Annotated in this window: 32 protein-coding genes and 1 tRNA gene; all 33 read right to left on the bottom strand. The window is 41.8% G+C overall.

Translation table 11 applies throughout. The features are described 5' to 3' along the window. Window positions 1-318 carry a hypothetical protein gene (locus B2727_RS19910; protein ID WP_241345537.1) on the bottom strand — a complete coding sequence of 106 codons (318 nt, stop codon included), beginning with the start codon at window positions 316-318 and terminating at the stop codon, window positions 1-3. A gap of 16 nt (window positions 319-334) precedes the next feature. After that, on the bottom strand, window positions 335-1,390 hold the full coding sequence (locus tag B2727_RS19905) for a gp53-like domain-containing protein (protein ID WP_241345538.1): 1,056 nt from the start codon (window positions 1,388-1,390) through the stop codon (window positions 335-337). Window positions 1,391-1,418: 28 nt separating this feature from the next. Beyond that, window positions 1,419-1,982 (bottom strand): DUF2612 domain-containing protein, encoded by a 564-nt coding sequence (locus tag B2727_RS19900; RefSeq protein ID WP_241345539.1) that lies wholly within the window; start codon window positions 1,980-1,982, stop codon window positions 1,419-1,421. Between the two features lies 1 nt (window position 1,983). Then, window positions 1,984-3,192 carry a baseplate J/gp47 family protein gene (locus tag B2727_RS19895; protein WP_241345540.1) on the bottom strand — a complete coding sequence of 403 codons (1,209 nt, stop codon included), beginning with the start codon at window positions 3,190-3,192 and terminating at the stop codon, window positions 1,984-1,986. Continuing rightward, window positions 3,179-3,529: a hypothetical protein gene (locus B2727_RS19890; RefSeq protein ID WP_241345541.1), complete on the bottom strand. Its 351-nt coding sequence runs from the start codon at window positions 3,527-3,529 to the stop codon at window positions 3,179-3,181. The genes B2727_RS19895 and B2727_RS19890 overlap by 14 nt, the downstream gene beginning before the upstream one ends. After that, a complete protein-coding gene (locus B2727_RS19885; RefSeq protein ID WP_241345542.1) occupies window positions 3,526-4,170 on the bottom strand; it encodes a Gp138 family membrane-puncturing spike protein in 645 nt (214 codons plus the stop codon). The genes B2727_RS19890 and B2727_RS19885 overlap by 4 nt, the downstream gene beginning before the upstream one ends. Further along, complete coding sequence (locus B2727_RS19880) at window positions 4,154-5,038, bottom strand: baseplate hub protein (RefSeq protein ID WP_241345543.1); 885 nt, start codon at window positions 5,036-5,038, stop codon at window positions 4,154-4,156. Before B2727_RS19880 ends, B2727_RS19885 begins: the two co-directional genes overlap by 17 nt. Next, complete coding sequence (locus B2727_RS20050) at window positions 5,035-5,334, bottom strand: phage baseplate plug family protein (RefSeq protein WP_409449594.1); 300 nt, start codon at window positions 5,332-5,334, stop codon at window positions 5,035-5,037. Before B2727_RS20050 ends, B2727_RS19880 begins: the two co-directional genes overlap by 4 nt. Window positions 5,335-5,336: 2 nt before the next feature. Further along, window positions 5,337-6,104 carry a phage baseplate protein gene (locus tag B2727_RS19875; protein ID WP_241345544.1) on the bottom strand — a complete coding sequence of 256 codons (768 nt, stop codon included), beginning with the start codon at window positions 6,102-6,104 and terminating at the stop codon, window positions 5,337-5,339. A gap of 60 nt (window positions 6,105-6,164) precedes the next feature. Further along, entirely contained in the window at window positions 6,165-6,665 is a 501-nt protein-coding gene (locus tag B2727_RS19870) for a hypothetical protein (RefSeq protein WP_241345545.1), read from the bottom strand. Window positions 6,666-6,667: 2 nt separating this feature from the next. Beyond that, window positions 6,668-8,818 (bottom strand): lytic transglycosylase domain-containing protein, encoded by a 2,151-nt coding sequence (locus B2727_RS19865; protein ID WP_241345546.1) that lies wholly within the window; start codon window positions 8,816-8,818, stop codon window positions 6,668-6,670. A 174-nt stretch (window positions 8,819-8,992) separates the two neighbouring features. After that, window positions 8,993-9,403 carry a hypothetical protein gene (locus B2727_RS19860; protein WP_241345547.1) on the bottom strand — a complete coding sequence of 137 codons (411 nt, stop codon included), beginning with the start codon at window positions 9,401-9,403 and terminating at the stop codon, window positions 8,993-8,995. Window positions 9,404-9,475: 72 nt separating this feature from the next. Beyond that, window positions 9,476-9,907 carry a phage tail fiber protein gene (locus tag B2727_RS19855; protein ID WP_241345548.1) on the bottom strand — a complete coding sequence of 144 codons (432 nt, stop codon included), beginning with the start codon at window positions 9,905-9,907 and terminating at the stop codon, window positions 9,476-9,478. A 19-nt stretch (window positions 9,908-9,926) separates the two neighbouring features. After that, window positions 9,927-11,396, bottom strand: a complete 1,470-nt coding sequence (locus tag B2727_RS19850; protein WP_241345549.1) for a DUF3383 domain-containing protein — start codon at window positions 11,394-11,396, stop codon at window positions 9,927-9,929. A gap of 60 nt (window positions 11,397-11,456) precedes the next feature. After that, complete coding sequence (locus B2727_RS19845; RefSeq protein WP_241345550.1) at window positions 11,457-12,698, bottom strand: hypothetical protein; 1,242 nt, start codon at window positions 12,696-12,698, stop codon at window positions 11,457-11,459. After that, entirely contained in the window at window positions 12,695-13,153 is a 459-nt protein-coding gene (locus B2727_RS19840) for a phage neck terminator protein (RefSeq protein WP_241345551.1), read from the bottom strand. The genes B2727_RS19845 and B2727_RS19840 overlap by 4 nt, the downstream gene beginning before the upstream one ends. Continuing rightward, window positions 13,129-13,521 (bottom strand): hypothetical protein, encoded by a 393-nt coding sequence (locus B2727_RS19835; protein WP_241345552.1) that lies wholly within the window; start codon window positions 13,519-13,521, stop codon window positions 13,129-13,131. The genes B2727_RS19840 and B2727_RS19835 overlap by 25 nt, the downstream gene beginning before the upstream one ends. Continuing rightward, on the bottom strand, window positions 13,518-14,093 hold the full coding sequence (locus B2727_RS19830) for a hypothetical protein (RefSeq protein ID WP_241345553.1): 576 nt from the start codon (window positions 14,091-14,093) through the stop codon (window positions 13,518-13,520). The genes B2727_RS19835 and B2727_RS19830 overlap by 4 nt, the downstream gene beginning before the upstream one ends. Next, window positions 14,093-14,491 carry a DUF4054 domain-containing protein gene (locus B2727_RS19825; protein WP_241345554.1) on the bottom strand — a complete coding sequence of 133 codons (399 nt, stop codon included), beginning with the start codon at window positions 14,489-14,491 and terminating at the stop codon, window positions 14,093-14,095. The genes B2727_RS19830 and B2727_RS19825 overlap by 1 nt, the downstream gene beginning before the upstream one ends. A 10-nt stretch (window positions 14,492-14,501) precedes the next feature. Next, entirely contained in the window at window positions 14,502-14,840 is a 339-nt protein-coding gene (locus B2727_RS19820; protein ID WP_241345555.1) for a hypothetical protein, read from the bottom strand. Between the two features lie 4 nt (window positions 14,841-14,844). Next, window positions 14,845-15,831: a hypothetical protein gene (locus tag B2727_RS19815; protein ID WP_241345556.1), complete on the bottom strand. Its 987-nt coding sequence runs from the start codon at window positions 15,829-15,831 to the stop codon at window positions 14,845-14,847. Between the two features lie 3 nt (window positions 15,832-15,834). Further along, entirely contained in the window at window positions 15,835-16,314 is a 480-nt protein-coding gene (locus B2727_RS19810; RefSeq protein WP_241345557.1) for a structural cement protein Gp24, read from the bottom strand. A 5-nt stretch (window positions 16,315-16,319) separates the two neighbouring features. After that, the gene (locus B2727_RS19805) at window positions 16,320-17,480 is read right to left on the bottom strand and encodes a DUF2213 domain-containing protein (protein WP_241345558.1); all 1,161 of its coding nucleotides are present in this window, start codon (window positions 17,478-17,480) and stop codon (window positions 16,320-16,322) included. Window positions 17,481-17,513: 33 nt separating this feature from the next. Further along, a complete protein-coding gene (locus B2727_RS19800; protein ID WP_241345559.1) occupies window positions 17,514-18,293 on the bottom strand; it encodes a phage minor head protein in 780 nt (259 codons plus the stop codon). Window positions 18,294-18,391: 98 nt separating this feature from the next. Further along, window positions 18,392-20,446: an anti-CBASS protein Acb1 family protein gene (locus B2727_RS19795; protein WP_241345560.1), complete on the bottom strand. Its 2,055-nt coding sequence runs from the start codon at window positions 20,444-20,446 to the stop codon at window positions 18,392-18,394. Continuing rightward, a complete protein-coding gene (locus tag B2727_RS19790; protein ID WP_277605838.1) occupies window positions 20,443-21,711 on the bottom strand; it encodes a PBSX family phage terminase large subunit in 1,269 nt (422 codons plus the stop codon). The genes B2727_RS19795 and B2727_RS19790 overlap by 4 nt, the downstream gene beginning before the upstream one ends. Continuing rightward, window positions 21,680-22,165, bottom strand: a complete 486-nt coding sequence (locus B2727_RS19785; RefSeq protein WP_241345562.1) for a DNA-packaging protein — start codon at window positions 22,163-22,165, stop codon at window positions 21,680-21,682. The genes B2727_RS19790 and B2727_RS19785 overlap by 32 nt, the downstream gene beginning before the upstream one ends. 19 nt (window positions 22,166-22,184) lie before the next feature. After that, a complete protein-coding gene (locus tag B2727_RS19780; RefSeq protein WP_241345563.1) occupies window positions 22,185-22,721 on the bottom strand; it encodes a hypothetical protein in 537 nt (178 codons plus the stop codon). 9 nt (window positions 22,722-22,730) lie between these two features. After that, complete coding sequence (locus B2727_RS19775) at window positions 22,731-23,006, bottom strand: hypothetical protein (RefSeq protein WP_241345564.1); 276 nt, start codon at window positions 23,004-23,006, stop codon at window positions 22,731-22,733. Next, window positions 22,999-23,169 (bottom strand): hypothetical protein, encoded by a 171-nt coding sequence (locus tag B2727_RS19770; protein WP_241345565.1) that lies wholly within the window; start codon window positions 23,167-23,169, stop codon window positions 22,999-23,001. Before B2727_RS19770 ends, B2727_RS19775 begins: the two co-directional genes overlap by 8 nt. An 88-nt stretch (window positions 23,170-23,257) precedes the next feature. Then, a tRNA-Met gene (locus B2727_RS19765) sits at window positions 23,258-23,334 on the bottom strand. Between the two features lie 113 nt (window positions 23,335-23,447). Then, on the bottom strand, window positions 23,448-24,344 hold the full coding sequence (locus B2727_RS19760) for a hypothetical protein (protein WP_241345566.1): 897 nt from the start codon (window positions 24,342-24,344) through the stop codon (window positions 23,448-23,450). 64 nt (window positions 24,345-24,408) lie between these two features. Continuing rightward, window positions 24,409-24,903: a hypothetical protein gene (locus B2727_RS19755; protein WP_241345567.1), complete on the bottom strand. Its 495-nt coding sequence runs from the start codon at window positions 24,901-24,903 to the stop codon at window positions 24,409-24,411. Window positions 24,904-24,936 lie beyond the last annotated feature (33 nt).

Below are 24,936 nucleotides of genomic sequence, written 5' to 3'. Positions count from 1 at the left end.
TCATCCCCGTTGCACAGTTATTGGGATTAACACACTTAATCGAGCAGTGCCTATAATCCGCGTTAATTTGATCTGTAGATCACCTATCATCCAACCTGTCGTACTATCAGCGGACATTAAAAAATCGCCTCTGTGGGCGATCTGATCAGCTTTGGTGATAATTAAGGGTTGTTGCCATGAATGGCTTAGAGTCTCTAAAGAGGCCTCTATTTCCACATTTGTTAAATCAATTGGCTCGTCATCTTCATTATCGAAGTGGCATTGGCAACCGAATGAATCACCACGAATAATGTTAAGAGATTCGTATTCACAGCTCATATCTATATCACCCTATTTAATTACCAATTGCCATCCAATAAAAACTCGTATTTGGAGTAGATGAACTACCTTCGTAAATTTTAAATTCGCTATTACTCACGATTTCCACATAAACTTTACTGGTACCTTCGCCTGTAATTTGCTGAGCAACCAAAGAGAAAGCATTGTTTGGAAATGGAATTGGAAAATATTTCATATTCCCATCATCATCAGAGCGTCCCCATTGGAAAATTAATCCGTTTGGTAACGCCGTCCAACCATTTTGAGCAGCTGAGTAGTTCCCAAGATACATAGATGCGGCTGTCAAAACATTATTAACGGTTAAATTTCCCGTTACAGTTCCACCCGAAAGGCCGAGCTTTCCGTTTATTTGAGACTGCAGGTTATTATCCGCACTTATGCGCGCATTCTCCTCACCATAGATATTTTGCTGAAGGTTGTAATCTGCATTTGAACGGGTATTGGATTCATTGTCGATTGCTTGCTGTAAGTTGGCATCTGCATTAGACCGTGTTGCGGCTTCATCACTAATAGATTGTTGAACTGATGCTATTTGATCTTGTCGAGTGGTAATTTCAAGGTCAATCTTGTCATTAAGCAGGTTATCGCTATAAATTCGGTCTGCTTTCTCTATTGTGATTTGATCTTGCAAACTGTTGAGAATGTTTTCCAGTTGATCAGTAGAGAAAAGAGCCCAACCCGTTAAATCACTGTTTGGATCATTAAGGTTTCCGTCGACCTTGCAGACATAAAGGCGCATACCATCATTTGAAGCAATGACGGCGCCCTTTGCATAACCTCCAACTGCATTCGCTAAATCTGCATTGAATTTATATTGGCCACCGCCGTTTAACCAAACTTGATGCTGTGACAAAAAGTTTAGAATTCCATTCATATCACGGCCACTAGGTGGAATACCGCCCAGTGTGATCTTTTTCATCGTTAATTCAGGGAATCCCAACTCCATTGATGCCGCCGCTTCAGCATCAGGATCTGGATTGGTTGGGATTGCATTTCTTAAACCATTTTTTGCAAAAGGAGTTGCATTTAGTGCTGGTTGAATAAGTGGCATAGTTATTAATTCCCACAAAAAAACCGCATCACGCGGTTTGTTTAATATTGATCTTTACGCCTGCGGGTTTCTGAATAACCCCTGACTGCGCCAAAATTGCATACTCAAGGTTGGTTAATGCGAACTCAAAAACGTAATTAACCTGCATGCCGCCCACCTCCTCTACATAACAGCGCCTATTGTTAAAGAGTTGTCTGAGCAATAGATTTAAAGCTTGTGCATTTGTGGCTGAAATATTGGCCAAGGCTTTAGTGATGATTAAAATTCGATATTGCACATCATCAAGAATATAGACTGTACCGATTGGGATGGTTTCATCATAAAACGGCGCTTGATCAAAAGGCTGATATTCAGAATCCTTAAAGCCAAAATAGTCCTCTGGATCTGTCACTCTTAACGACCGACTGACACCAACAATCTTGCCCCAAATATCCAAGCCAAAACCCTGCGCCGTGTTCAAGTCCCAAACGAAATCATAGAAATTCTCCATATTGGTCCTAGGATCAATATATTCATTCATTGATTCGATGAGTTGATTTATAGATGGGCTATTGGCGTACTGGCTGATAATTGTCTGCTGTACGTTTTCCATATCACACCTGCACTACAGTAATTTGAGACTCTGAGATTGTTGGTGCTTGATCGATGCCAAGTGCAACTGATGTGGCATTAGCTGAGGTTAAGCCGAGTAAAACCTGAAGAATCTCCACCCGTGCATCAATCTTACTAATCCCCGCATAAAACCGACTGGCAAAAATGGTGCCGCCAATCCTTGCACGTGCTCCGCCGTCACTGCCGTTAAAAGTGCTGATTACGGCGGCTTTAACCAGGTCATTAATGTTTGAGGGCAACAGTGCATTCATCGCTATCTGGACCTCAATTAATACAGGCGTTAATGCAGGACGTTGAAACTTAACTTCATAAGTCGGCTTAGGATAACTATAGCTATCATCAGTTACGGTGACTGCTGTGTTGCCGTTATAGTCACAACCAACATTCTTTTTAGTCCAGATCGTTAACCCAATATCATCACTATCACCACCTACCACGGCCACGTAAATTGAATGTGGTTGCATTTGATAATTGGTCGCTCCCACTGTGGCAACACTTCCCCGTGTATTTTCGATGGCATAAACATCAATAACATTATCCAAATCAAAAACAGCACCATAGATCGAAGGCAGGGAGCCATGAGCATTTTTTGCTACTGATTGTCTACGGCGAAACTCAAAATCTGATCTGTTTTCTACATCTGAGCCAGTGATACCAGCACTTGGATTGTCTACATTCTCCCAACCAACAACAGCACGATAAATTTTCACTGCATTTTCTGGACAAACAATTGGACCAGTTTCCAAGCATTCAAAATTTACTGTAGCCTGCCCGCTTGCATTCAGGACCGCAGCTTCAAGGCTTTGATAGATATTGCCTGATTGATCTGTTATAAGTGAACCCTGTGGAATGACCGTACCAATCACACCAGTGCAAATACACTGAACAACTGTTGATGTTGCAGGATGGCGATTAAGGAAGTAAATACGACCAATAGCATCTTGCATAAACCCACTTGCCACATCTGGATCTACTTGATTAACGAACTCCGCAAAAGCACTATTATGGTCGCCAATAATTGCCGTGGTGCTGCTGATTAATTGCCCCTGTGGAGTCTCTAAAGCAGGGTTTAGATTGCCACCTAATGCAGCATTATAGTCTTGGTATACGCCGTCTAAAATGACTGATTCTTGAGGCAATACAAGGCCACTTGGTGTGAATTGTATCTTTGGAACGCTAGATGTTGACACTTCCTTTTGCTCCCGATGTATCTGTAAATTGAATTTGACCTGTTACTGTCCGATCATCCATAGGATTTAAAACAACCTTTGCGGTCGTCACAGTTGGAACAGATAAGGCTGCATTTTTAAAATAGCTATAGAGAAGTGACGGCGGTGGTAAATATCCCAGTACTTGAGAAAAGTATGGAATCCCTTTGGATGTGTCGTACCACAACTCACTCTCAAAAAGTTTTACCGCACTGGCCACATCTTGGGCCACTGCATAGGGTTCAGCAGCTGAAGCCAAATTTCCTTCAGCATCCAACACTAAATCCCACGTATCTTGATCTAAAAGTAAAGTTTTCATTGTTGTGGTGGTCCTGAATTGCTGGTACCTGATTGCACACCAGTTGTAATATGTGTAAGCAAGCTAACAGTCTTGGCGAATACATCGATTAAGGATTTAATGACACCCTTCACAGTCAATGTTTTTTCAATTTCCACATCACCGCTGAAACTCACTTTTGATGAAACTATGTTTATACCATCGTCAGTAAACTCGATATACTGAGACGGCGCACCATTTAGAAATCCACCAAAGTAAAGACCATCGGACCAATCAAACTTACGATATGAACCAGGATTGGCGGCTTTCTTGGTTGCTACTACTGACGAAATATCACGGCTGCAAAATCCACACATCCCTATATCACCCACTTTGGGATCAATGATGATTGCACTAGCACCGCCTTGGATTCGGAAATATGGAATTTTATGGATTACTCCATGCTCTACAGCCTTTCTATCTCCTGTCATTTGGTTAACCAATGGTTGAACATCAACAAACCCTACCGGACCAGTTCCACCTGCATTAACTCCAACTACTTTTACCAATGAAACAGTCTGAATATCATTGAGCATCTGACTGATAAAAAACCGCTGAGCAATGGCCGAGTCTAAAGTGGTGGAGTTATTTTGTTGTCCAAAATTCTCATGCTGTTGCTGCATACTGGAATCTCCTAGCCTCTACTTGGCAGAACCATGCGCCGTTTGGCTTTTCACTTTCAAGCTGATAAGCCAGACTTATTACAAGCCATTCACCGTTTACAATATCCAAAGTGTTTTCTAATTTGATTCTTCCTCGATATTGAATACGTGGATCGAACAAGGTGTTTATACATATCCCATTCTTGTTGTATGTGGGATAACCCACTAATCCAGTGGAAGGCGAAATAACTGGAATTTCAGCCTGATCGATTACGCCGTTTTCCTCTGGCATGATTATTAAAGAATCACCCTCGATAAACATTGCAATGCCGGCGTGCTCTGCAATTGCACGGGCCTGTTTCATTAATGTGCCACTGAAATAGCGGCTTGTAATACGTCCTTGAACACCTTTGTTGCTAAATGAATAACCCATGCTATCTGCAAGGGTTTTCATTACTGCTGAAATTTCCACATCATCAAGATATGAACTAGGCAAAGCTGCTTTGATCTGGTCCGTATAACCTGCTGTCGCATCAATCACTAAACAAGTATCAGGGGCAACCGAATAATCCGCCCATGCATTAGCAATCTGGCCGCCGAATACCATAGCCATTCCAGATTCTTCGTCACCTGCAAAAACTGAAATAGTATTTCTATTTACACCCAAAACCTCCCAAGCCAAGATACTCAATGCATTCATGTCGGCTTGTTTCATGCCATAGATTTTGATACGTGAACAAAAACCCTCACCAAACACACCAACCTTTTTGATTTCAGCAATTACACGAAAACCTGATAGATCGATGGTGTTTGCGTCACCTTGATTACTAAACACCTTATTGGCCATAGTGATGCGTACATCTATTTTCTTCTTTGTAAAGCTGCTCATAAATCGGTAGCCTCCAAGTAATAGAGCATGTATCGAGAGCCTAGGCCTGTATATTCAGGATCTTTATTTCCCTGCATGTCCATCACTATAAGATCACCAACAAAGCCTAAATATCGTTGCCTCACCAGTGGCACAGTGTTTCTTACGAGTCGAGTTGTCACCACTGGCCGATCATTCACGCGTAGATCAAAAAAAATCCCTGTGCTTTTCTGGTACAGGGATATTTGACAGTTTTGGTTCGCAAGAATCACGCTTACAACCTGCGAAGGGGTTTGTTGTATTGGAATCTGTTGCATATTTACCGTCCCACTATACCTTTAATTGTGTTCCACAAACCTTTATTCGCTATTTGGTTTAAAACTGAATCATCAACTTTTTTGGGTTGTACTTTTCCAGCGTTTACGGGTGGCTTAGCATCTGGTTGTTTAGAGTTTTCTGTTGCCGTTGGGGCATCAGATTTAGTATATGCAACCTTGTTTTGCCGAACCTCAACCAGACTAATATCAACAATCAACATGTGAGCACCGTTGCTTTGCTCACGGCGATAATTGTATTCAGCGATATTACAACTGGTATATGTTTTCTCAGGCGTTACAACGTGAACCAAGGTTAACGATTTAGATAGCTCATCAATGGTGTCTAAAAAATCAGACCGGGCATTTAACGCACCTTTTCCAAAAGCACTAGCGCCGTCCTGCATGACATTGGCAATCTCGCCCAATGTTTTTAATCCACTACCCTTGCAAAGCCTCACTGTGTTTTCAAAAGGGCTAGCCACTTTGTTGTAACTTGCAAAAGCGCCTTCAGCTACTGGATGCTGAGCAACTTTACTTGAATTTTTGAAAGACAAATCAATCACAGTGTCAGCAAGTACCAGTAACTCTCCGCTTTCGCTGAAAATGCCCCAATTGCTTTCAGTTGTTAATGCTCGCCATATTTCGCCCTGAACCTTTCCTAACACGGCGCGAACTGTTGTTGACTGGTTATTTAACCGTTTTAGTGTTGGCACACCTGGTAAATTTGGGACGTTTGGGAATGGTGGTTTTGGGATTAAAGGCAATGCCATTTTATTAGCTCCAATAAAAAACCCGCACTAGGCGGGTTTTTGAATAAAGATGGAATCTATTTATTTACTATTTTCTTTTACAACCATAAAACTTTCTCTATCAACAGAATGCACTATTTTTATAGAGTAATCATCACAGTTATAATTAAAACTCTTATTTCCTTCCACTGAGTTTAAAACTGTCCAATTTGCTTTTGGCAGCGAATAGAGTGCAACCACTCCCGCTTTATATTTCTCAGGACTAAAATCACCAAGCCTATCAAAGCCCACGCTAAACTCTTTAATAGCCTTGGTTTGTTTGTCAAAAGTAATATAGCCTGAGCTTGATATGGGCGTCTTACTAAAACGGTCCTGAAAATCTTTTTGATCAACATAACCTATTGAAGCTCGCCCCACATCATAATCAATATCAAAGGTTCTTGGATGGTCTGTCCTGATAGTCAGGATGGATTTACCAAGTGAAAGACCATTAATATCAATATCACTCTTTTTAACCTCACATACGCCCGCTTGCGCCAGTACAGGAAAAAAACCAAGCACTAAAAGAAATATTTTTTTCATAATCAACTCATTCCAGTATCAAAACGATAAACCCCAAATGCTGTATTACTATCCGTAATCGCACCTTTTATATTTTGTGCAATCATATTAGCATCTGTTGCTTGTGTGTGAATATGAATCTCACCAATATGGGTTTCAGAACTAAGAGAATTATTCCGATTATCTATGCTTGCTGTTCCATCCAAACCAGATTGTTTAATGGCTTGTTGACCTCTTGTCCCCGCACCTTGAGGCGTAAATGTTGGCTTGGTTCTAAATTGATTACTCAAATTTTTAATGTTTTTGACGTAACCTTGCGTCTCCTTAAATGGAGGGATGCCGCCGTACTTATCAACATTCCCCTCGCCAGCATTGTAGCCTGCTAAAGCCTTATCCCAATCTCCCTTATATCTAGCTAACAACCATTTCATATAAGCTGCTTGCCCTGCAAATTGTGAACGAACCGCATCAGGAGAGCTGCTTTTGGTATCCACACCAAACCGCGTTGCTGTATCTGGCATAAATTGAGCGATACCTTTAGCACCTGCAGGCGAAACTGCTGTAGGATCAAATTTACTTTCCTGATAAATCTGTGCCTTGAGAATAGCCATTTCATCGGCATTGAATCCCTTTTTGCGATATTCTTCCTCCATCATGCTTTCGTATTTCATACGGCGGGCATTAACATTATTTGGAATATTTGAGGGTTTACTTGCAGGGGCATAAGGAATGGCTGGCTGTTCTGGTGGTCGATCAACTAGATGACTTCGTAGAAATCTAAGCACATTTGCGGGGTTCATAGGATTATTAGCTAAACCTTTTTTAATTAGACCCCACCCACCCATTGAAGCATCTAAATTTTGTTTAGGAATAGGCTGATTTAGCTGTTCGTCAGTTAAATTTCTGATGGCCTCATTGCTTTCCGTGGAAATCAGAACGCGGGCTGCACGTTTCCAGTCGCCGTTAAACAGGAACTCTAAAGCAGTCGCAACATTAGTGATTGTTCTCAAAACACCATGAAGAATATCCCCAATTTCACCGAACGCGCTTTTAAGTACACTTTTAAAACTAAAAACTTTATCAGTAGAGCCTGTGAGTCGCATTAAAGATTCCCACATTTTGTCTAAAGCTTCAGTTGCATCCTTAATCTCTTTTTCCCACACTGCCCAATTGATGAAGGAATTACTGCCTTTTTTCCATGCTTGGTAATCATCCCAAAGCAAGCCAATTGCCGCCGCTAATGCCGCCACGGGTGCCGTTAATGCCACGGCGGACGCAAGTGCAGGTACCAACGTTAATGCAATAACACCGCCAATTGCTGCCAAAGCGCCTACAACGAAATCCTCATTTTCTTCAAGCCACCCAAACACCTCTTTTAAGGTACCTAAGAACTCATGCAAATAAGGCGCTACAAAATCCACAAACTCACGGGAAGTTGATGCAACATTTTGCTTTAACTCAGTGAATGAGCGCATTAATTCACGCGCCGTTTCAGCTTGTTTTTGTGTGATTAGAGAGTTCTTTTGCTGAGTTTCAATCATCTTTTGAAGCTCAACACGCCCTTTCATAATCGCATCAACTTCGCCAGCACCGAAACCTGCATTTGTAGTAAGACTAAAGAACTGTTCTTTGCTAAATTTGCCGCTGTCATACTTTGATGCTAGATCCAAATAGATAGCACTCAAGTCACGCGCTTTGCCTTGGGCATCGGCGAATTGAATATTCATCATAGAAAGGAAGTCGGTCATTGGACCTGATTCACCCTTATAGAATATCCCAGTGATTTCCTGAGCCAAACGGCTTGCACTTTGACCTGTTTCGTCAGCTTTACCGCCAATCTGTTCGACGATATTTCCAAGGGCATGCAACTCTTGTGTTGTTTGGCCAGTATGTGAAGATAAACGACCCAAAGCCGCTTCAACTTGAATTACATCTGTTACCAGGTCTTTAAGTCCTGAAGTGCCCGCAACGGCGACAAAAGCACTGGTCATTACTTTCTTAAATTCATTTACGCCAGAAATGACCTTTTTAAAACCGTCCTCGATCTGCTTGGCTTGCCTCCGGCTTTCTTCAGTAAGTTCACGGCCACCCTTTTTAACAAGGTCCTTATTCTTATTGAAGTCAGAGGCATCCAATCCCATTGTCATCACTAAAGCATCAATCACTGTTGCCATTAATTTTCGCCTCATTGTAATTGTTAATACTGATGATTTCTAAAAAGTTATAGGCATCTTCAGCACTATAAACAGACTGCAATTCCGCTAAGGTTGCCAACCGACTAGAGACGATTGTGCCAATGATTGCGGGTACATTAAGATATTCAAGAATGGCAATATTGCTGCCGATACTTACTCCGAAATCGGGGCTTTCTCGGCTTTGGAAAAATTTACATGCAACATGAACGCTTCCTTTTTAAGCTTCATATATGTTGAAATTTCTTCAATATCGCCATCATCACCATGGATAAGCGGTCGTGTGATTGCGGGCATAATGATCTGCACACAATCCATTAATTCATCTAAAAGCGGCTTTGCGTCATCATATTTAAGCTTTGACAATGCACTAAAGCCAACATTGGCAATCCCCGCCAAACCCATCTCAGCCACATTATCAGGGATTTCTGCCCCCGCATTTGTTAATGCAAGTAGTGCACGGGTTGACCATGCCTCTGCTTGATATGCAGACATCTCTGTGATTAAAAACTTTTTGCCTTTGTCTCGGTTATCCTGGTCAATAACTACTGTGCCGGTCTTACGCATATCTGCCTCTGATATTAAAAAAAGCCTGAGATTTATGGTCACAGGCTTAATAATTAATTTTGATGTAGTGGGTTATACAATTGCCTTGGTTACTGACTCAAAAGTGATTTGATACTTTTGAGGTTGTAGTGTTTTCTTGGCATCAGGAAGTTGGTTTGCATTCGTGATGACGCCGCGTGTAAATGTATAGTTGGTACCAGTTGCAGGTAAACCAATTACCGCATCAAGGAAAATAACCTCACGGGCTGCTTTTGTAGCCGCAATAATTGCATCAAACACGGCGATACTTGGGCTGTCGGCTTGTAAGGCCACATTGATCTTCGTTGGATTCGGCGTATAGCCTGCGCTTAGGCGACCATCCACACCCATAATCGCCTCGGCCAGATCAATCGCATCAATTGCAAAAGCGTCATCAGTTGCATAGCCTTGCAAGTTTTGCGGTGCGGGGAAAACCTCTGTAGCGGTTAAGCTGAATGTGCTATTAGCACTTGTAATAGTAGCCATTTATATAATTCTCCCCTGCTTACATCACATCAATAGATGCAAGATCAATTTTTTGAATGCTTCCGCCGTCTGTGTACCAAAGTTTCATTGGTGGTGAGGTGCGGTTGCCACGGACCTGAGCTGTTGCTGGTAAAATCTGTAAATACCAACCAACGTTTGTAAGGATGTCATCAACACGCTTTCCTGCTGCGTTATTGATTTCGGACTTCTGTTCTTCGGACAATGGAATGCCTGTTCGGATAGAGCCGAAATTCAAACCTTCCTTAATTGGATCTAAACAAGCTGCTCGAATCAAACCATAGCCATCATTGTTATATGGCAATGACTTAATGCTTTTAAGCATGTTCAAGATTGCTTGTTGCAATTGGCTGTTCAGATAGATCTGGTTGATGTAGGTATCTGCCCAACGCCATACACCCGTAATCTGTCCATTCTGGAACAAGTTGAATTGTTCTGTTGCTGTTGCATACGCGCCATAAAAGTTGTAACCATTGGCTAGCAGGTTTTGCGCCGTGGTTGTATCTGTGACATTTGGAACAATGCCTGCTTGCCCTTTGTATGCAAAGGTGATGCGTCCATTGAACTCCGTAAAATCGATACTAGCCGCAGTACCACAAACAAAAGCACCTTTATCTAGCTCACCGTAAACTGGGATTGTTCCATCATAATTTAAGGTTGTCAGATATGCCCCTACAGATTGGCCATCCGCTTGTGTCGCTTGAATATCTGTATCCCACATGACATAGGCATAACGCAATTCCTGATCATTGGTCCATTCAGCAAATGCAACTTTATTATCTGAATCAGGTTCGAATAAGGTTGTGAATGTTCCCCAGTTCTGCGTTTGCTGAGTAACATTGTCCATTGCGGTTGCAGGTGTATCCGCTTCAGCACCTTGTGACAGAATCGCACCTTTGTCTTGCGTTAAAAGTAAGGCACTCGCTAAAGTTCCAGTTGCAAAATCAATAGTTGAATCTGCTATTGACTCACTTGTTGAACGAATCACAAAAGCTTTGTAAAACTCATCATAGGTAACATTAGCGCTAATCGCTGTGCCGATGATGGTTGCCGCATTCGCAAAGCTAGTCGCAGCTGAAAGGTTGATATTTGCTGCTGTTTTGGTTTGCCCATCAATATCGATGCTCAAGCTGCCAGACAGTGCTTTTAATTGAACCAATGTGAGGTTTAAGCTATTGCCACGGGTCCATGCTTCTACATCTGTGGCCAAGTATGTGGCAAAGTAAATTTTACCAGGTTTAATGTTTGAACCATCAAAACCTTTGAAGTAAATAGTCGCTGCTGCATACTCCTCAGATTCAATGCCAAAATAGGTTTTTACATCGTCTTTTGTTGCAAACGGCGTTACTGACTTGGCGGGTAATGATTCATTGGTTGTTAAAATAACCCCATTGAGAGATAGCGCTGAACCACCAGTTCCCACAACGGACGGTAGAACATTCACTAACTGATTTGCAGGAATGGTTTTCATAGTTTCCTCTTTGTTTAGGCAATAAAAAACCACCTCGAAAGGTGGTTGAGCTTAGTTTTTTTAAACTGGTGTTGGTGATAGGCAAGCTGTTAGTTCGTAATCTTCACCCTCGACATTAGTTATCCAATTTACTGGTGTAGATCCATCTCTGACCCAAAACTCAATTGTTAGGTCTTCGCCATCATCTATTAACTCAACAAACTTTAATTTCATTCTTACATCACTACCTGAGACATTCTGAATAATAGTGTTGTAATCAATTTCGTTTTCGAGGCTGAACTCAAACGGACATTCAGGGGTTTTGTTCTTGGTTAATGAAACACTTAAATGGTCAGGTTCCACAACAGATAAATTGGTCAACGATGTAAATAATACACCCGTAACAGCATCAGTAATCTCCATTTTCCAACGTTCATCAGGAAATGGGTCAACACTATAAGATGCTGAAATAACTAGCTGATTCGTCGCACCATGACAACTTATTTGATTTGGTTCAGGTGATAAGCAGAAAGTAATAACACCTTCAACATCAATATTAATTGTTGGATTGTTATTCTCTGGATGTATTTCTACATTATTTGTTCTCAAAGGATCTAACATTATTCGAAGGTCGTTTTGAGTTAGGTTAATAAAGTTTGCATCACCATCTCCATTAACATTAATAAGCTGTGCAAGTTCTGGAAAATTATTAACCATTTGTCTACAGGTTAATAAACTAGGGTTTTCATAAAGCACACCATTAACAGAAATATCAAAAATGCCATCATTTGTGAATTTAGCTCTTGGTGTTGCACCATCACAACTGATCTGATTTGACATTGGGGATAGGCAGAACTGAAATACACCTTCATTTGGACTTAATATTGTTGGATTTTCATTTTCTGAATGAATTTCAAAATCACATGCACTTGTCCAAGGGGCAATAAGTATTCTAAGATTTTCATTAGAAATATTTTTAATTGTCCAATCGGTTGGCCATGTAGCACCATCATATATCCAAGCTTCAATTTCTAGTGTGTTTGGTGGAACAACCGTATTTATCACATGTTCCAGATATGATGTTTCTCCTTGGCTATCCCAATTAAAATCTCTGTAAAAAACATCATTAATGATCAAGTTATAACCTGAATTATTAATATTATTACCTGTTGATGAAAATCTTGCGCTTGGAGTAGCACCATCACAGCTAATCAGCGGCGGCTGAGTGCTGTCATATTCATAAACACCTGGTGTGACTCTTTGCTTTGCCACCACAACACTTGGCATTATTTGTACCAAGGACTTAGCACCAATTACTTTCATAAACTAACACTCATTTTCGGATTTACCTGAAAACATGCCGTAATCATCCAGCGCTTTTCATATTGCTGCTCTGAGTTAACGATAGGTAAATGTTTTGGGTCATCTGCATAAAGCGGTTGGATGTTTTCAGGAAATTGACTACAAGAATATTCATCACGTAGTAAGGTTGTAAGTAAGGTTGCCCATGCATTTGACGGTTCGCCGTAACAATCGATCTGCACCGTCCATTTTTGCGGCTGAACAATGTCTTTTTTATGCACATCATATTCAAAATGGTTGGTAGCTATGCGGTCATTAAACAATGTTGTCATAGCCACAAATGGCTTATCTGGCATAGCAACCTGATTCTGTAACCCTTGGATTACTTCATCAGCCTCAGGTATTACAGACAAAATAAAACGGCGAATCGCCGTATATAAATCTTGCTCTGTTAAGTCTGGTTGGTTTGTTGACATACAATCACCTTACACCAATCTGGCCACACTTCAGCAACCTGAACAACAAGCCATTTCTTTTGCTCACAGCAACCAACATCGGCGAACTCAATTAAATCACCGCCTTTCTGATTGGATCTAACAATCCCGCTTAGCTCGCCGTATAGGTAAACTGTGCGAAATATGCCTTGCATATTGAGATTGTTAAGGCGCTCCAAGTCACGGCCATTTACACCTTGAACTTGTATTTTCCCTTTCGAGATTTTGTACTTTGGGGTGCGAATACCAGCATCACTTGTCTCGTATTCGCCTGTAGCTTTATGCAAACAAGCAGGAATATCTGGATTGACTGCGTTAATCGCACCACGCACTAAACCGTGTAAATTCATTCAATATCCCACCCTGTAGCACGCTGCATGGTTCCTGTTTCAATTAATGGTTTATCAAACCCTTTCTTGCGCACTGTTGACGGCGCATTAGGTGGGTCAGAGAACTCCACAATCGATTGAGTTAATTGGTCTTTGATGCCCTCACCCATTAAGGCAAATACCTTAGGAACATCGCCGTTATGTATTTTCATCAAGTTTCCAAAAGCTAATGACCAACCTGATTTATTTTTTTCTATCATATTTCGGAAAAATGGCCTTGGTGGGATAACGACTTGATGAGCAGGCACCGTGTGTTCTGTTGCAAAATTTGATTGGCTTTTTCTAACGAACTTACCATTTTTATTAAAGGTACCGTCTTTGCGTATAGATCGGTAAATAGTTGTTTTGCTTTCAGGCACATTTATTGTTGCGCCGTATTCATTCCAGAATGCCACTTGAGCGACTGGCAACCCTTCCTCTGGATAGGTTTCAGTCTCTAAAAAGCCGACTCTTAGGGTTGCATCTTGTTCGAGTCTCTTAGCTAATTCATCCAGATACTTTTCAAACCTATCTCCACCCAACACATCAGCCATTAGTGATACCTCCGTGGTGCGGGGTAATAGCGCATTCTTCTATATTTTGCAGTTAGAGCCCAGTATTCGGCACCATATACGGTTTGCATATACCACGCTTGGGCATTTGTAACTGGTCCCGCATCTGTCGAAACAGATACAGAACCTTCACTTGCTGAACTAATACGGCCAACCAAATTACCGTTACCCTTTGCCGTTTGTTGCCCCAACTGAGCGATATGAGCCGTTAAAAGGTAAAGTAAAATGCGGCGTTCTTTTTCATCCTTAACAATACTGCTATCAGTGTTTTTAAGTTTTAAGCAAGCCTCATCAAAATACATTTCCAGCAATTCGCTATTGGTCCCTGAAAACTCAGGAAATCGAGCAACAAAAGTGTCGGCATTAAAGATAACGATCATTGTTCAGTCCTTATTTTTCAAGTTCTTCAATACCCGCTGGTTTTTTGCTTGGGTCAAGCGGCTCTAGGCCTGTCTTTTCGCCTTGCTTTTCCTTGGCTTCTGACTTAACGGAAGCCGCTTCAGTGTGGGCGAAAACAAAGCCACCCTTCACATAAGGCATGTGTTTATTCTGCTCAAGCCAAGCATCCCAAAATTCGGCATCTACATTTTCAGTAATACCGAACCCACCAACGATTTGAGATGTATTCAAGCCATTAAACTTGACCTCTACACCTTGCACCTCAGCAATCAAGCCGTTTGGTAATTTGCAGCCGACAATAACGACGCTGCCTTTCTTTGCTGTTGCCATTGGTTTATACCCCTAACATTTGAACGAATGCGAACGGACGGAAAATCACAGTACCGAAAGTACCTTGTGATTTCTTTTGCTCGTAACTTGACGTTTTAACAACGATATTGTGTGCACGTAGCTTTTCAGTAAATGCACAAGTTGCGCTTTCTTGCCCTTCAATTTCAGGAGCAAACAACTGAACTAACTCACCTGAAGCAGTGGAGTATTCAGGCGCTGTTTCAAGCTCAAGATTAGGGAAGTTTGTTTTAAGCTGAGTTCGAACATTTACGTTGTACTGGTTGGTCTTGTTAAAGGCCAATGACGCAGTTGGTGATGTAACCAACTTCAACGGCGAATCTTGATCAATCGAACCGTTACCTTGAGCAATTAGACGGCGCACCATGCGAACTACATCGTTATAAACAGTCAAGGCATCGGTTGCATCTAAGGACCATTGTGCTGTAGGTGTAATTGGTGCTGATAGTGTCGGGTCATTCAACAAGCCATAGCACTGCAAACCTGAAACGCCGTAGAAATAAGTTTTATTCTGGTACTTATTCAGAGTCAGAATTGAAGCGATATTGGTACGTGTAGCCCAATCAATACCCGCCAAACCAGCTTTTGCAAGTTGACGCTCACCCCAAGCGGTAGTTGTTTGGTAGTGATAGCTTTGACGCATTGGGAAATTGGCATTTACACCTGATGAGCCGTTATCGTTAAAGTCGCCGTAACTTGACGTCTCACCTGTTGACTCAACAACTGGGAACGTTGCTGTTTCAGTGGTCCAATCACCTTTTTTAGTTTCGCCAACAATTTCAGCAGCCTTCATCGGAGCCACTAAAGTTTCGATAACTTTTGGGTCCATGTAGTTTGCAAGGAATGCAGGGATACCCGCATTGGCACCTGTTACCATGACAGGCTGAGCATCCATTGCAAGATGTGGATCTGTAATCTGAGTGCCAAACGGCAGGACCACGCCCACTGTTGCTAAATATTCTAATTCATCCATCGTTTACGCGCCCCATGTTGTGATTTTGATTAATTCATTGGCTGATGCTGCACTGGCAACTAACCAATCGGTTTCGATATACCCTGCGACTGTTGCACCAGTTGCATCTGTTTTTACTTCACCCGTTGTGAGCGATGCATAAACCTTTTGGCCAACTGTTGCATTGGTTAATGTTTGTGCCCAAAAGTCACCAGCAACGTGAATAGTCAACGGCAAGCCTTGCGGGATAACGTTTGATGCCTCAGCCAACCAAGTTGTGATAAGTGCTTGGTTTTCGCGGTGGATAAAGCCTTGTGGCTTGCCTGAACCTGCGTTACTAACAACGCCGTTCACAGCCCAAGCGAAACGACCAACAACGGCGCCACTTGCGCCAGCTACTAAAGCACCTTCACCTGCAAGCAAAACTGCACGTGGATTGTTTGATGCAAAGTCACCCGCCACCGCAGGAGCTTGTTGTAATTGAACTTGTTTTTGGAAACCCATGTTATTTACCCCTGTTTAATTCGAGAAAGGTTTGGGAATTTTGCGTGGACGGTGGAAACCGATTGAGCATCCATTGCTGTCTTGGCTTTAGGCTCAGGACTGTTTTTAAGCATCTGCACCATAGAACGATAGGCCGATGGATGGACCCCTTTGGTATCAATGCCTTTTTGATCTAAAGCAAACTTATAGACCGATTCGGCACTATCAAGAGCAACTTGGCCCACTAGTGGCTTAACATCTTCACGGGCTTGGAATAGCGCCTCAATGCGTTTAGTTGCATTCACAGTGGCACGATCTTCAGCAACCTTAATCGCTGCATCCATAGCCGCCTTTGTTGGCTTGTCGTCCTCGTCCTCATCCTCGGCAGGCTTTTTCTTACCTTCCTCAGCATCAGGATCGCCTTCATCAGCACCAGGCTTTTCCTTGCCTTCTTCGTCATTCTCGTCCTCGGCAGGTTTTTTAGGCTCGGATTCTGCTGCCTCTGCTGAGTCTTGGGCCAATTGTGCAATGATTGCGTCAATGTCCTCTGGTTTAGCATCACTTGCTAATTTCGCCTGTAATGCTTGTTTCGCTTTGGCTTTCGCCTGAGCAAGTTTTTGTTCTTTACTCATTGGAGTTCCCTCAATAAAAGGATTTTTGTCATGTACAACCACATCAGGCCCAGCTCGACCAATGTCGACCAAAGCAACATGATTGCCTTTGATGTTTCGCATTACACCGTCATAGCGCATGCCCTGATACTCGCCTGGTGTCATATCCGCATCGTAGTAATACGAGCTAGACAACTCGGCTTGTTCTTGGGATTCAATACCTGCAATCCCCACCGCATCCCAAACCATCAAATCAACATTGATGTATGGGTCACACCACTCGGTGTTACTTCCAGTTGTGCCAACCACTAAGTCTTTTTTATGATCATCAGCCGATGTTCGTGTGTGCTTAATTAAGAGTGGCAAGTTTCTAAATGTGTTAACTGCTCGCTCAAGCTCCAACGGATCTCGAAGCAGGTAATAAATTTTGTCTCGAATCAGTCCCAAACTTTCGAAATTTGGGATTTCATATCCGTAGTAAGGGTTTACTGTGGCCTTAGTGATGGGTGATGTTTCCACCCGCAATCGACCATCTTGGTCATAGCTTCGGACAGACCGGTCAAACGCTAATTTCATAATGAACGCCCATAAAAAAAGCACCCTAAGGTGCTAAACGTTAAATCCTGGTATCACGGCGCGACTTGTACACCTGCAGTTGATTAATTCCCCTGGTTGTATCCATTCGCCGTCAATGTACATGCCTTGTTCAATATCAAACTCCTTACCATTGGCGTGTACATGGCTTATACGTGGCTTTCTGCCCGCATGTGAGTGCTGCCATATCGCCTTTTTAATTCCAAGCTCTAATCGCCGTTCACGCTCAATTACAGCCTTGGCTTTGTTGTTTTGGTCACGAGCAATGAAATCAGCACGGCGCTTAGATATGTCGTATTTTTCATAGAGTGTTTTTGAAAGGGTGTGCATATCATGGCCAGACTTAATTGCTTGCCAGACTGATTGCTGAACATCGCCAAGGTACTGGCTTCCGATTGACTTAATCAGTCCGACATTCTCACCAATCACAGCCTCAACTTTTTCCTCTACTTGCTCACTCATATTGAAACGCACCGTGAAGCCTGCTTTTTTAAAAGCTTGCATCATTGAGCGTTCAGTATGTTGTGTAGAGCTTTTTGCAAATATCTTTGCCATTTGAGGTGCTAAGTCATTCAAACGGCGTTGCCAAAAACTTGTAAGGTTTTTAAATAGCCGCTGCATAACAAGCGATATGTTTATGTCTTGAGCAATTTCAACTTCATACACACTGTACTCAGCTAAAATCTCACTCAATACATCCGCATGAATTTCATTAAGGATGCCCCGCAAAGCTTTTCTATAGGCTACTTCCACCCCGACATTGGCGTGAATAGCACGTAATGTTTTAGGTTTCATAAATTGCCTTTGACTAAATAATAGGCTAAAATAGGAACTTGGAGATTTAGACAGAAGTCCTACTTAGTAGATGAACCTGTGTAACTAAATCTCCTTTTTTATTGCCCAATTTCCAGTTTATGAAAATAATAAGCCCCGCTTCTCGGAGCATTGCCCTCTTTATCTGGATGTGGCACATCAACACCAATCCGCACCAAATGCTTATTACCACCCACCTCAGCATGAACTAAATAATTTCTATATCCAGCAATACCGGGTTTTTGCTCTGGTTTCGTGTTTGGTTCAAAATGTGGATCGTCTGGAATAGCCTTCTCATACAGTTCAGGCAATGCAGGGTAAAGACTGCGTAACAGGCGCTCCTTTTCATTGTCTTTACCGTTTTTGGCTAAAGAAGCTTTTAAATTGGTTGTAGTGAAAATCATTTTATGACCTGTTGCCTTGTTCACAACTGGATTAGATTCCCCGTGTTTCCCAACCAATATCTCTTTTAATGCTTCTCGCACTGTTGGTGTATGCAAGCTATTTGCTGGCATTTGCTCAGAATGCTGATTAGTGATTGTTACTGAATTTTCTTTAGTAAGTTTACTAACCTGCTCTTTGAAATTACTAGAACCACCACCACTACCAAACTGTCCATTATCAGCACGTGGATGTTTTGATTCATCCCATTCGCCGTCAGCATCCATTGCTGGACTATCTTCACGGCGTTCTGGCAACGTTTCAGCATCAAGGCTGTTGTAACCACTAAAAGAATCATCAGCTAAACGTGTCCGTTCTTCCTCTTGGCTGATAATGTTAGCCTCTACAAGAGTTGCACCTGTTTCCGCTTTGGTTTTATTGATATTGGCAATCTGTTCTTCTGTCATTTGCTCCAGTGGAACAAACTCAAAAGTAATATCGTCAAATATCTGACCGAAAAGATGTAATTGGATGATCTTTAGGATTGTCACCAGTGGATCTGTAAAGATGTTTTGTTGCTGCGCTGCAACATAATCATAGTAAACCTTGATTTCACCCTCAGATGATGCGTTTAAGCCGCTTGGAGTGACGCCAAATAGTTTGACCAATGGAATATGACACGGCGATGCCATTTGCTCTTGTGCTTGAGCCTGAAGCTTATCTAAACCAGATAACGGCGTATTGTGCTGAAAAAACTCCTCAGTGTTATCTAAAGCCATTAATCCACGGTTATCACGGGTCCTATTAAACAACTCTACACGATTAATAAAGTCAGTAGCGTCGGTACCATCATCACCTAATAGTGTATCTAGGTTTGTCTTAATCCCACTGATTGAAAACGAATGAATCAGGTCACTAACAGAATCGCGTGTGCTAAGCCAATTATCAACATATGGCATCATCATCTGAGTCATGCTTAAACCACTAAAGTTATAGGAAGGCTTGAGCATGTCTGAAACAGGATGACTGACGAATGTAAATAATCTTGTGCTATGTACGGGTTTCCCCATCACATACCACATATTAGGCTTATAGAAATACTTGTTCGTTGGGTCGACTGAATCGTAATTAACCGGTGTGGTCCAAATCGGCTCAATCACTTTTAATTGCTTAAGACTACCTTTTTTAATGGTGGCCTTATCAACAATCAGCGGCGTCTCACGGTCATCATTCCCATCAATTTCAATAAATAGATTGCCGCGACCAAAAAAACCATCGTGCTCTGTGGCCAACTTGAACGCATCACGGATTTTGAAATGATCAAAAGCAACTTCAATCTGCTTAATTTCTTCTGAAAGGTCATCAGAGCCAATACTTTTAAACTGAATCCACTTACGCGTCATTTCTGTAGCAAGTGTTTGTACTGGTGCTCGGTACTCGCTTCGCTGCGAAAGTTCGGACAAAATTGGATAGCCTAAAAAATTCATGCTTACGCCAGCAGCGTTTGCATAACCAACCATCCCACCGCTGTCCATTGCTAGACCTTCGCCATCAGGTACCACGCCTTTAGGTAAAGTTGGCATCTTAAACTTAATCACATCATTCTGAGACTTTGCACCAATAGTGTTTAGGGCAATAGTACTGATCTTTCTACGCTTAGGTTTTTCGCCCTCTGAAGTATTTTCACTTTCTACGGGCGTGGCGAATCGGAGCCAGCGAATTAGCAAGCTCAATAATTTTTCACGAAATTTCATATCTGGCTCAATACTTTGTTTGATATTTTGATAGCGCCTTTGCGCTTCATAATCGGTTCAAGGGCGTAGCGGATGCTGTCAATATAATGGTTATATTCATCAACAATAATCGGTAACACTTCATCAGTGAGGCGATCTTTCTTGTATGAATAGTTTTTAAATTCTTGGTATGTCTCTTTGCAGCGGCTATGGATATATACCTTTCTAAAAGAGCGTATATGTGCAATCCCATCCTCTACGGAACCTTTACCCTTTTCACAGGCTTTGATACGCCGTAATCCCTTTTTCTTGAGATGGCTAATTGATTCAGGCCGTGCGTTATCTGCTAACACCACATATTTTTCTATACCTGGTATTTTGGTCTTTAAAAAATCAACCGTGTCATCCAACTCAAGACCGACTTTGCCGCCTTCATATTCAATATAAAGACAATCATCATGAATCCATGATTTAGTGCCTGCGGTTGGGTCATTAGCAAAACCAAAATCTAGGCCGTGATAAGGTCCATCCCATGTAACAGGATCTGGAACAAAATCCAATTTCTCAAATTTACCATTGAAAATTTGAGCCTCGGATGCCTCAAGATATGCCCCCTCCCATATCCACTCATAATCGGTGAGTGATAGATTTTTCTGATCTTGACGCCGTTCCCTTTCCAATTCTTCAGGGAACCAAGGATTGTCGGTGTAGTTCATTTCTACACCCATGCCAATCAGCTCGCCAGTTACAGGGTCATGTATCAATTCATGCCTGAATCGCGTATCTGTAGCGCTTCCTCTTTTTTCAGGGTTCCATGTAATCCAAACCTCTGAATCAGCTTCACGAACCGTGGGGAGTAATTTGCGCCACGCCATTTCGCTTACAGATTCGGCCTCATCCACCCAGCACAAAAGAATGCGCGCTTTGGATTTAATGCTGTCCAGATTGTGCCGCAAACCGCAAAAACCGTATGAAACACGGCGGTTTTTGGTCCGTATGTAGTTTTCACCAATATCGTAATAATCATTGAGAAATGGTACAGATCGTATCGCCTGCTTAATCTCCTCCATACTGGAATCAGACAAAGTATTCATATACTCACGACCACAAAGAATCATGCCGCTAACCATCGCCTCAGCAAACATGTAGCCTTTTACTGCGGTCATTACTGCGAATGTTCTAGTTTTTGTGGAACCACGCCCACCCCATGATTGTCTGTATCGCAGGTTTGGTTCTGAAAACAACGGGATAAGTTTAGGTGGTAGTTGTATCTGTACCTTGGACATGAGGGGCCACCAATTCAATCACTGTTGGTTTATTTATTGGTTCGCCGCCTGTTGTTATATCTGTCTTATCAGCCAAACCAAGCTCTCTCGCAATAATGTTTGGATTAAGCAGGTCAGCTGCAGCGCCTTCGAATTTCTGAGAAAATATCACCGCTTCGACCTTCTTGGTGATGTCAGAAAAATCTTCCTTGGCACAATATTCAGACCATCCTTGACGGCTAATGTCTAAATACAAACACATCCCTGTAATTGTCATTGCTCTCATTTTTGGCAATGTAGTTTTAATAACGCTACCTTGATAGCTGAATGCTTTGCTTTCCTCTAAAGGGTTATCTGTTACCCATTCAAAATATTCACAAGCAGCTTCCCAAAGTTGTTCAGGACTCTCAAAGATCGGCTTACGACCATGTGAGCTACGCTGCTCCCAAAATCTGTTTCCGATTGGAGCTGACATTTAAAAAACCTCGAATTAGTTATTGTTCGCCGTAACACCATTTAAGATCATCAGGCACAACAAGCTTCACACCTAAATCACGGTGAGCGTAAATATTGATTTTGTTTAGATAGGCTGTGAACTCTTTTATCGATGCTTCACGACTACGAATATGGTCACGAATAAAAACATCTACGAGGAGTTCATAATCAGCATCAAGCTTTTGACGTTCCAAGCCGCCGAAGTGCTGTTTGACATTTCTAAAGCCTATGAGCGCTCTATGCTTTTCTGCTGTGTCTTGGCGATTAGCCACATAGATAGCTGCAAGATATTTTTTCTTAAAGAACATGTGCAGGTCATCTTTAGAGTTGCCTGTCTTTTGGGAAATTTGCTCAAGCCACTTGAAATAAAGCCTGTTTTGTGCGGCGGACCTATCATCTTGCTTTGTGCTGATGCGCACAACTAACGGCTTTCCATCGTTTATCGCCGTGCTGTGATGGCTATTCATATACGAGATGACTTTTGCTATCTCTGAATATGATGTGAGTGGAAACACGGCGTTATAATTTTTCTGCATTTCCTTACCTCAAAATATATCTTTATCGCCTTCAAGCATTTGATTAGTTTTTTCTAGTGCCTGGGCAAACCATTCTTTAGATTGCTCTCTGGTCATTTCAAAATAACCATCGAGCCAACGGTGACAATTTACACATAGCGGGATTGTGTGGGAGTCTTGAGCCTTGATGCCGCGCCCCTTCCCGTGCTCACCAAAATTACTGTGTGCAGCTTGGCTTGGTGCGGGTGAACCGCATTTGATGCAAGGCAGCTTTCTAATCTCAGCTAGTCGCTTTGCATCACGCATTCAATTCACTTCTAATATTCTTGGACCATTCCTTGAATTGACTGATTTTCTTATCAATCATTAACATTTCGTCTCTGGTCATTAGGCCTCTGGATAGGTTTTGATATTTCTCTATCTCATCCTCATAACGCTTGAGGTTCTTTTTAGCTTCAACTTTATCCATATCCACCCCATAGAAAAGAACAAACCCCGCCAATAACCTAGTATCTAGCGGGGTTCACGGCGCCGTAATCCGTTCGGCTAATTTAAACTGGATGCAGGAACGGGACTCGAACCCGTGCATGTCAGGTTATGGGCCTGATCTTCTACCAACTGAATGTACCCTGCAAAAACGCAAAAAGCCCATCAAATTGATGAGCTTTTTAACTTACCGTAGTGAAACACTTACAACTACAGCACTATACACTAAAAGTAACATGTGGCCTGTACAGGGTCAATACCCTAAGCAAATTTATTTGCATATTTTTCAATAGCCTGTTTCTCTTGTTGTTTGGTAAATAATACAGCAAGTTGAATTAAGTTCTCTGGTGTAAACAGCTTGTTGCCACGAACGCAAAACTCCTCCAATTCACGAAGGTTTTGATCATGGTTTCTTAACTTTCTCGACAACGCTTTAATTGCCTCACCCGACATTTGATTCGGATTTTTTATTTCACGATACAATCGATCAAAATAGTCTTTTAGCGTCTCCGCATCATGCCATGTTGCTATCACATCATAATGAGCAATCGTTCCTTCGAGTACTCGCTTTGTGTCGACAATATTTTTCTTACCCATTAAATACTCAGCATCAATCTCCTCACGGGTCTTGAAGTGAGAAATATATATGGCTCCATTATAGGAAACCTCATGGTAAATATGGCGCCGCATCCCATAATCCAAGGCAGTCTCTTTAAAGTCTTTGATTGTCTTTTTTAAATCATAGAATGAAAACTTGCCTGATTGGGTTAGTATGCGATCGAGATTTGCCTTTAATAGCGGAAGCTTATCAAACATCTCCAAAATTTGAGTGTATTTAAGTGCGTTATGTCTTAAATGATCAAATTGAGCTGTTTTTTCATCAAATGAAATACCAAAGTATTTTTTCCCGCAATTGTGCCCAATAATAATCTCATGACCATCGCTTAAGCTTGCTAAATATCCCTTCTGATGCTTTGTTCCACAGCTTGATATTCCGCACTTAACCTCATCTTTGAATAGGTAATACCCAATCAAATCACTCAACACACCCTCAACAGCTTCACCTTTTGGAATCACCTTGCGTTCTATAAAGTTTGGCCGTGCTTCAATTTCTTCAAAACTTGTAATTAAATTATATAATTGCGGATTTTCTGTCATTCTTACCACCGTTGTTTAATCCTTATACAATTACCTGATTACTGCATAAATTTCAATAGCTTCACTACATAGTGCCCTTTTTGTAGTAGATAAAATGGTATCTTGAATGCAGTGCTGCCAATCCACATTTAACATCTGACCTAGCCTCATTAATTGTTCGGGTTTTATTCACCATCTCAGGCCATGATTTCTGATTAAAATAGCGATCAATAATCGCTTTCATCCAGTCAAAAACCGCCTCAGAATTACAACCATCCAGATAGTCGACAATCAATCTCTGTACAGCTCTAGCCTCATCATCCGTGATTAAGCATGTGGTTAATTTTTTTGGGCTCAATTCACTAAAATTTTCATCACAGAGATATTGAGCAATAATTTTTTCTCTATCCCCTTTTTTAAGTCTTAATTTGGCTCGTTTAATTGCTCCCAGTAAGGGATTTTCAGAAGAACCGTTGAGGTGTATCCCCCCACCTTGCCAGTGTCCAAATTGACGCAGCCATTCTGTTAAATCGTATTTATTCCAATCTACTGCTTGCATGATGTGTAGTTTTGAGTTCATGTTATTGCCCCTTATTGTTTGGGCATGAATATG

Source organism: Acinetobacter sp. UBA991, from assembly GCF_002292065.1.
Classification (GTDB): Bacteria; Pseudomonadota; Gammaproteobacteria; order Pseudomonadales; family Moraxellaceae; genus Acinetobacter; species Acinetobacter higginsii.
This window is presented reverse-complemented; position numbering and strand designations above follow the sequence as displayed.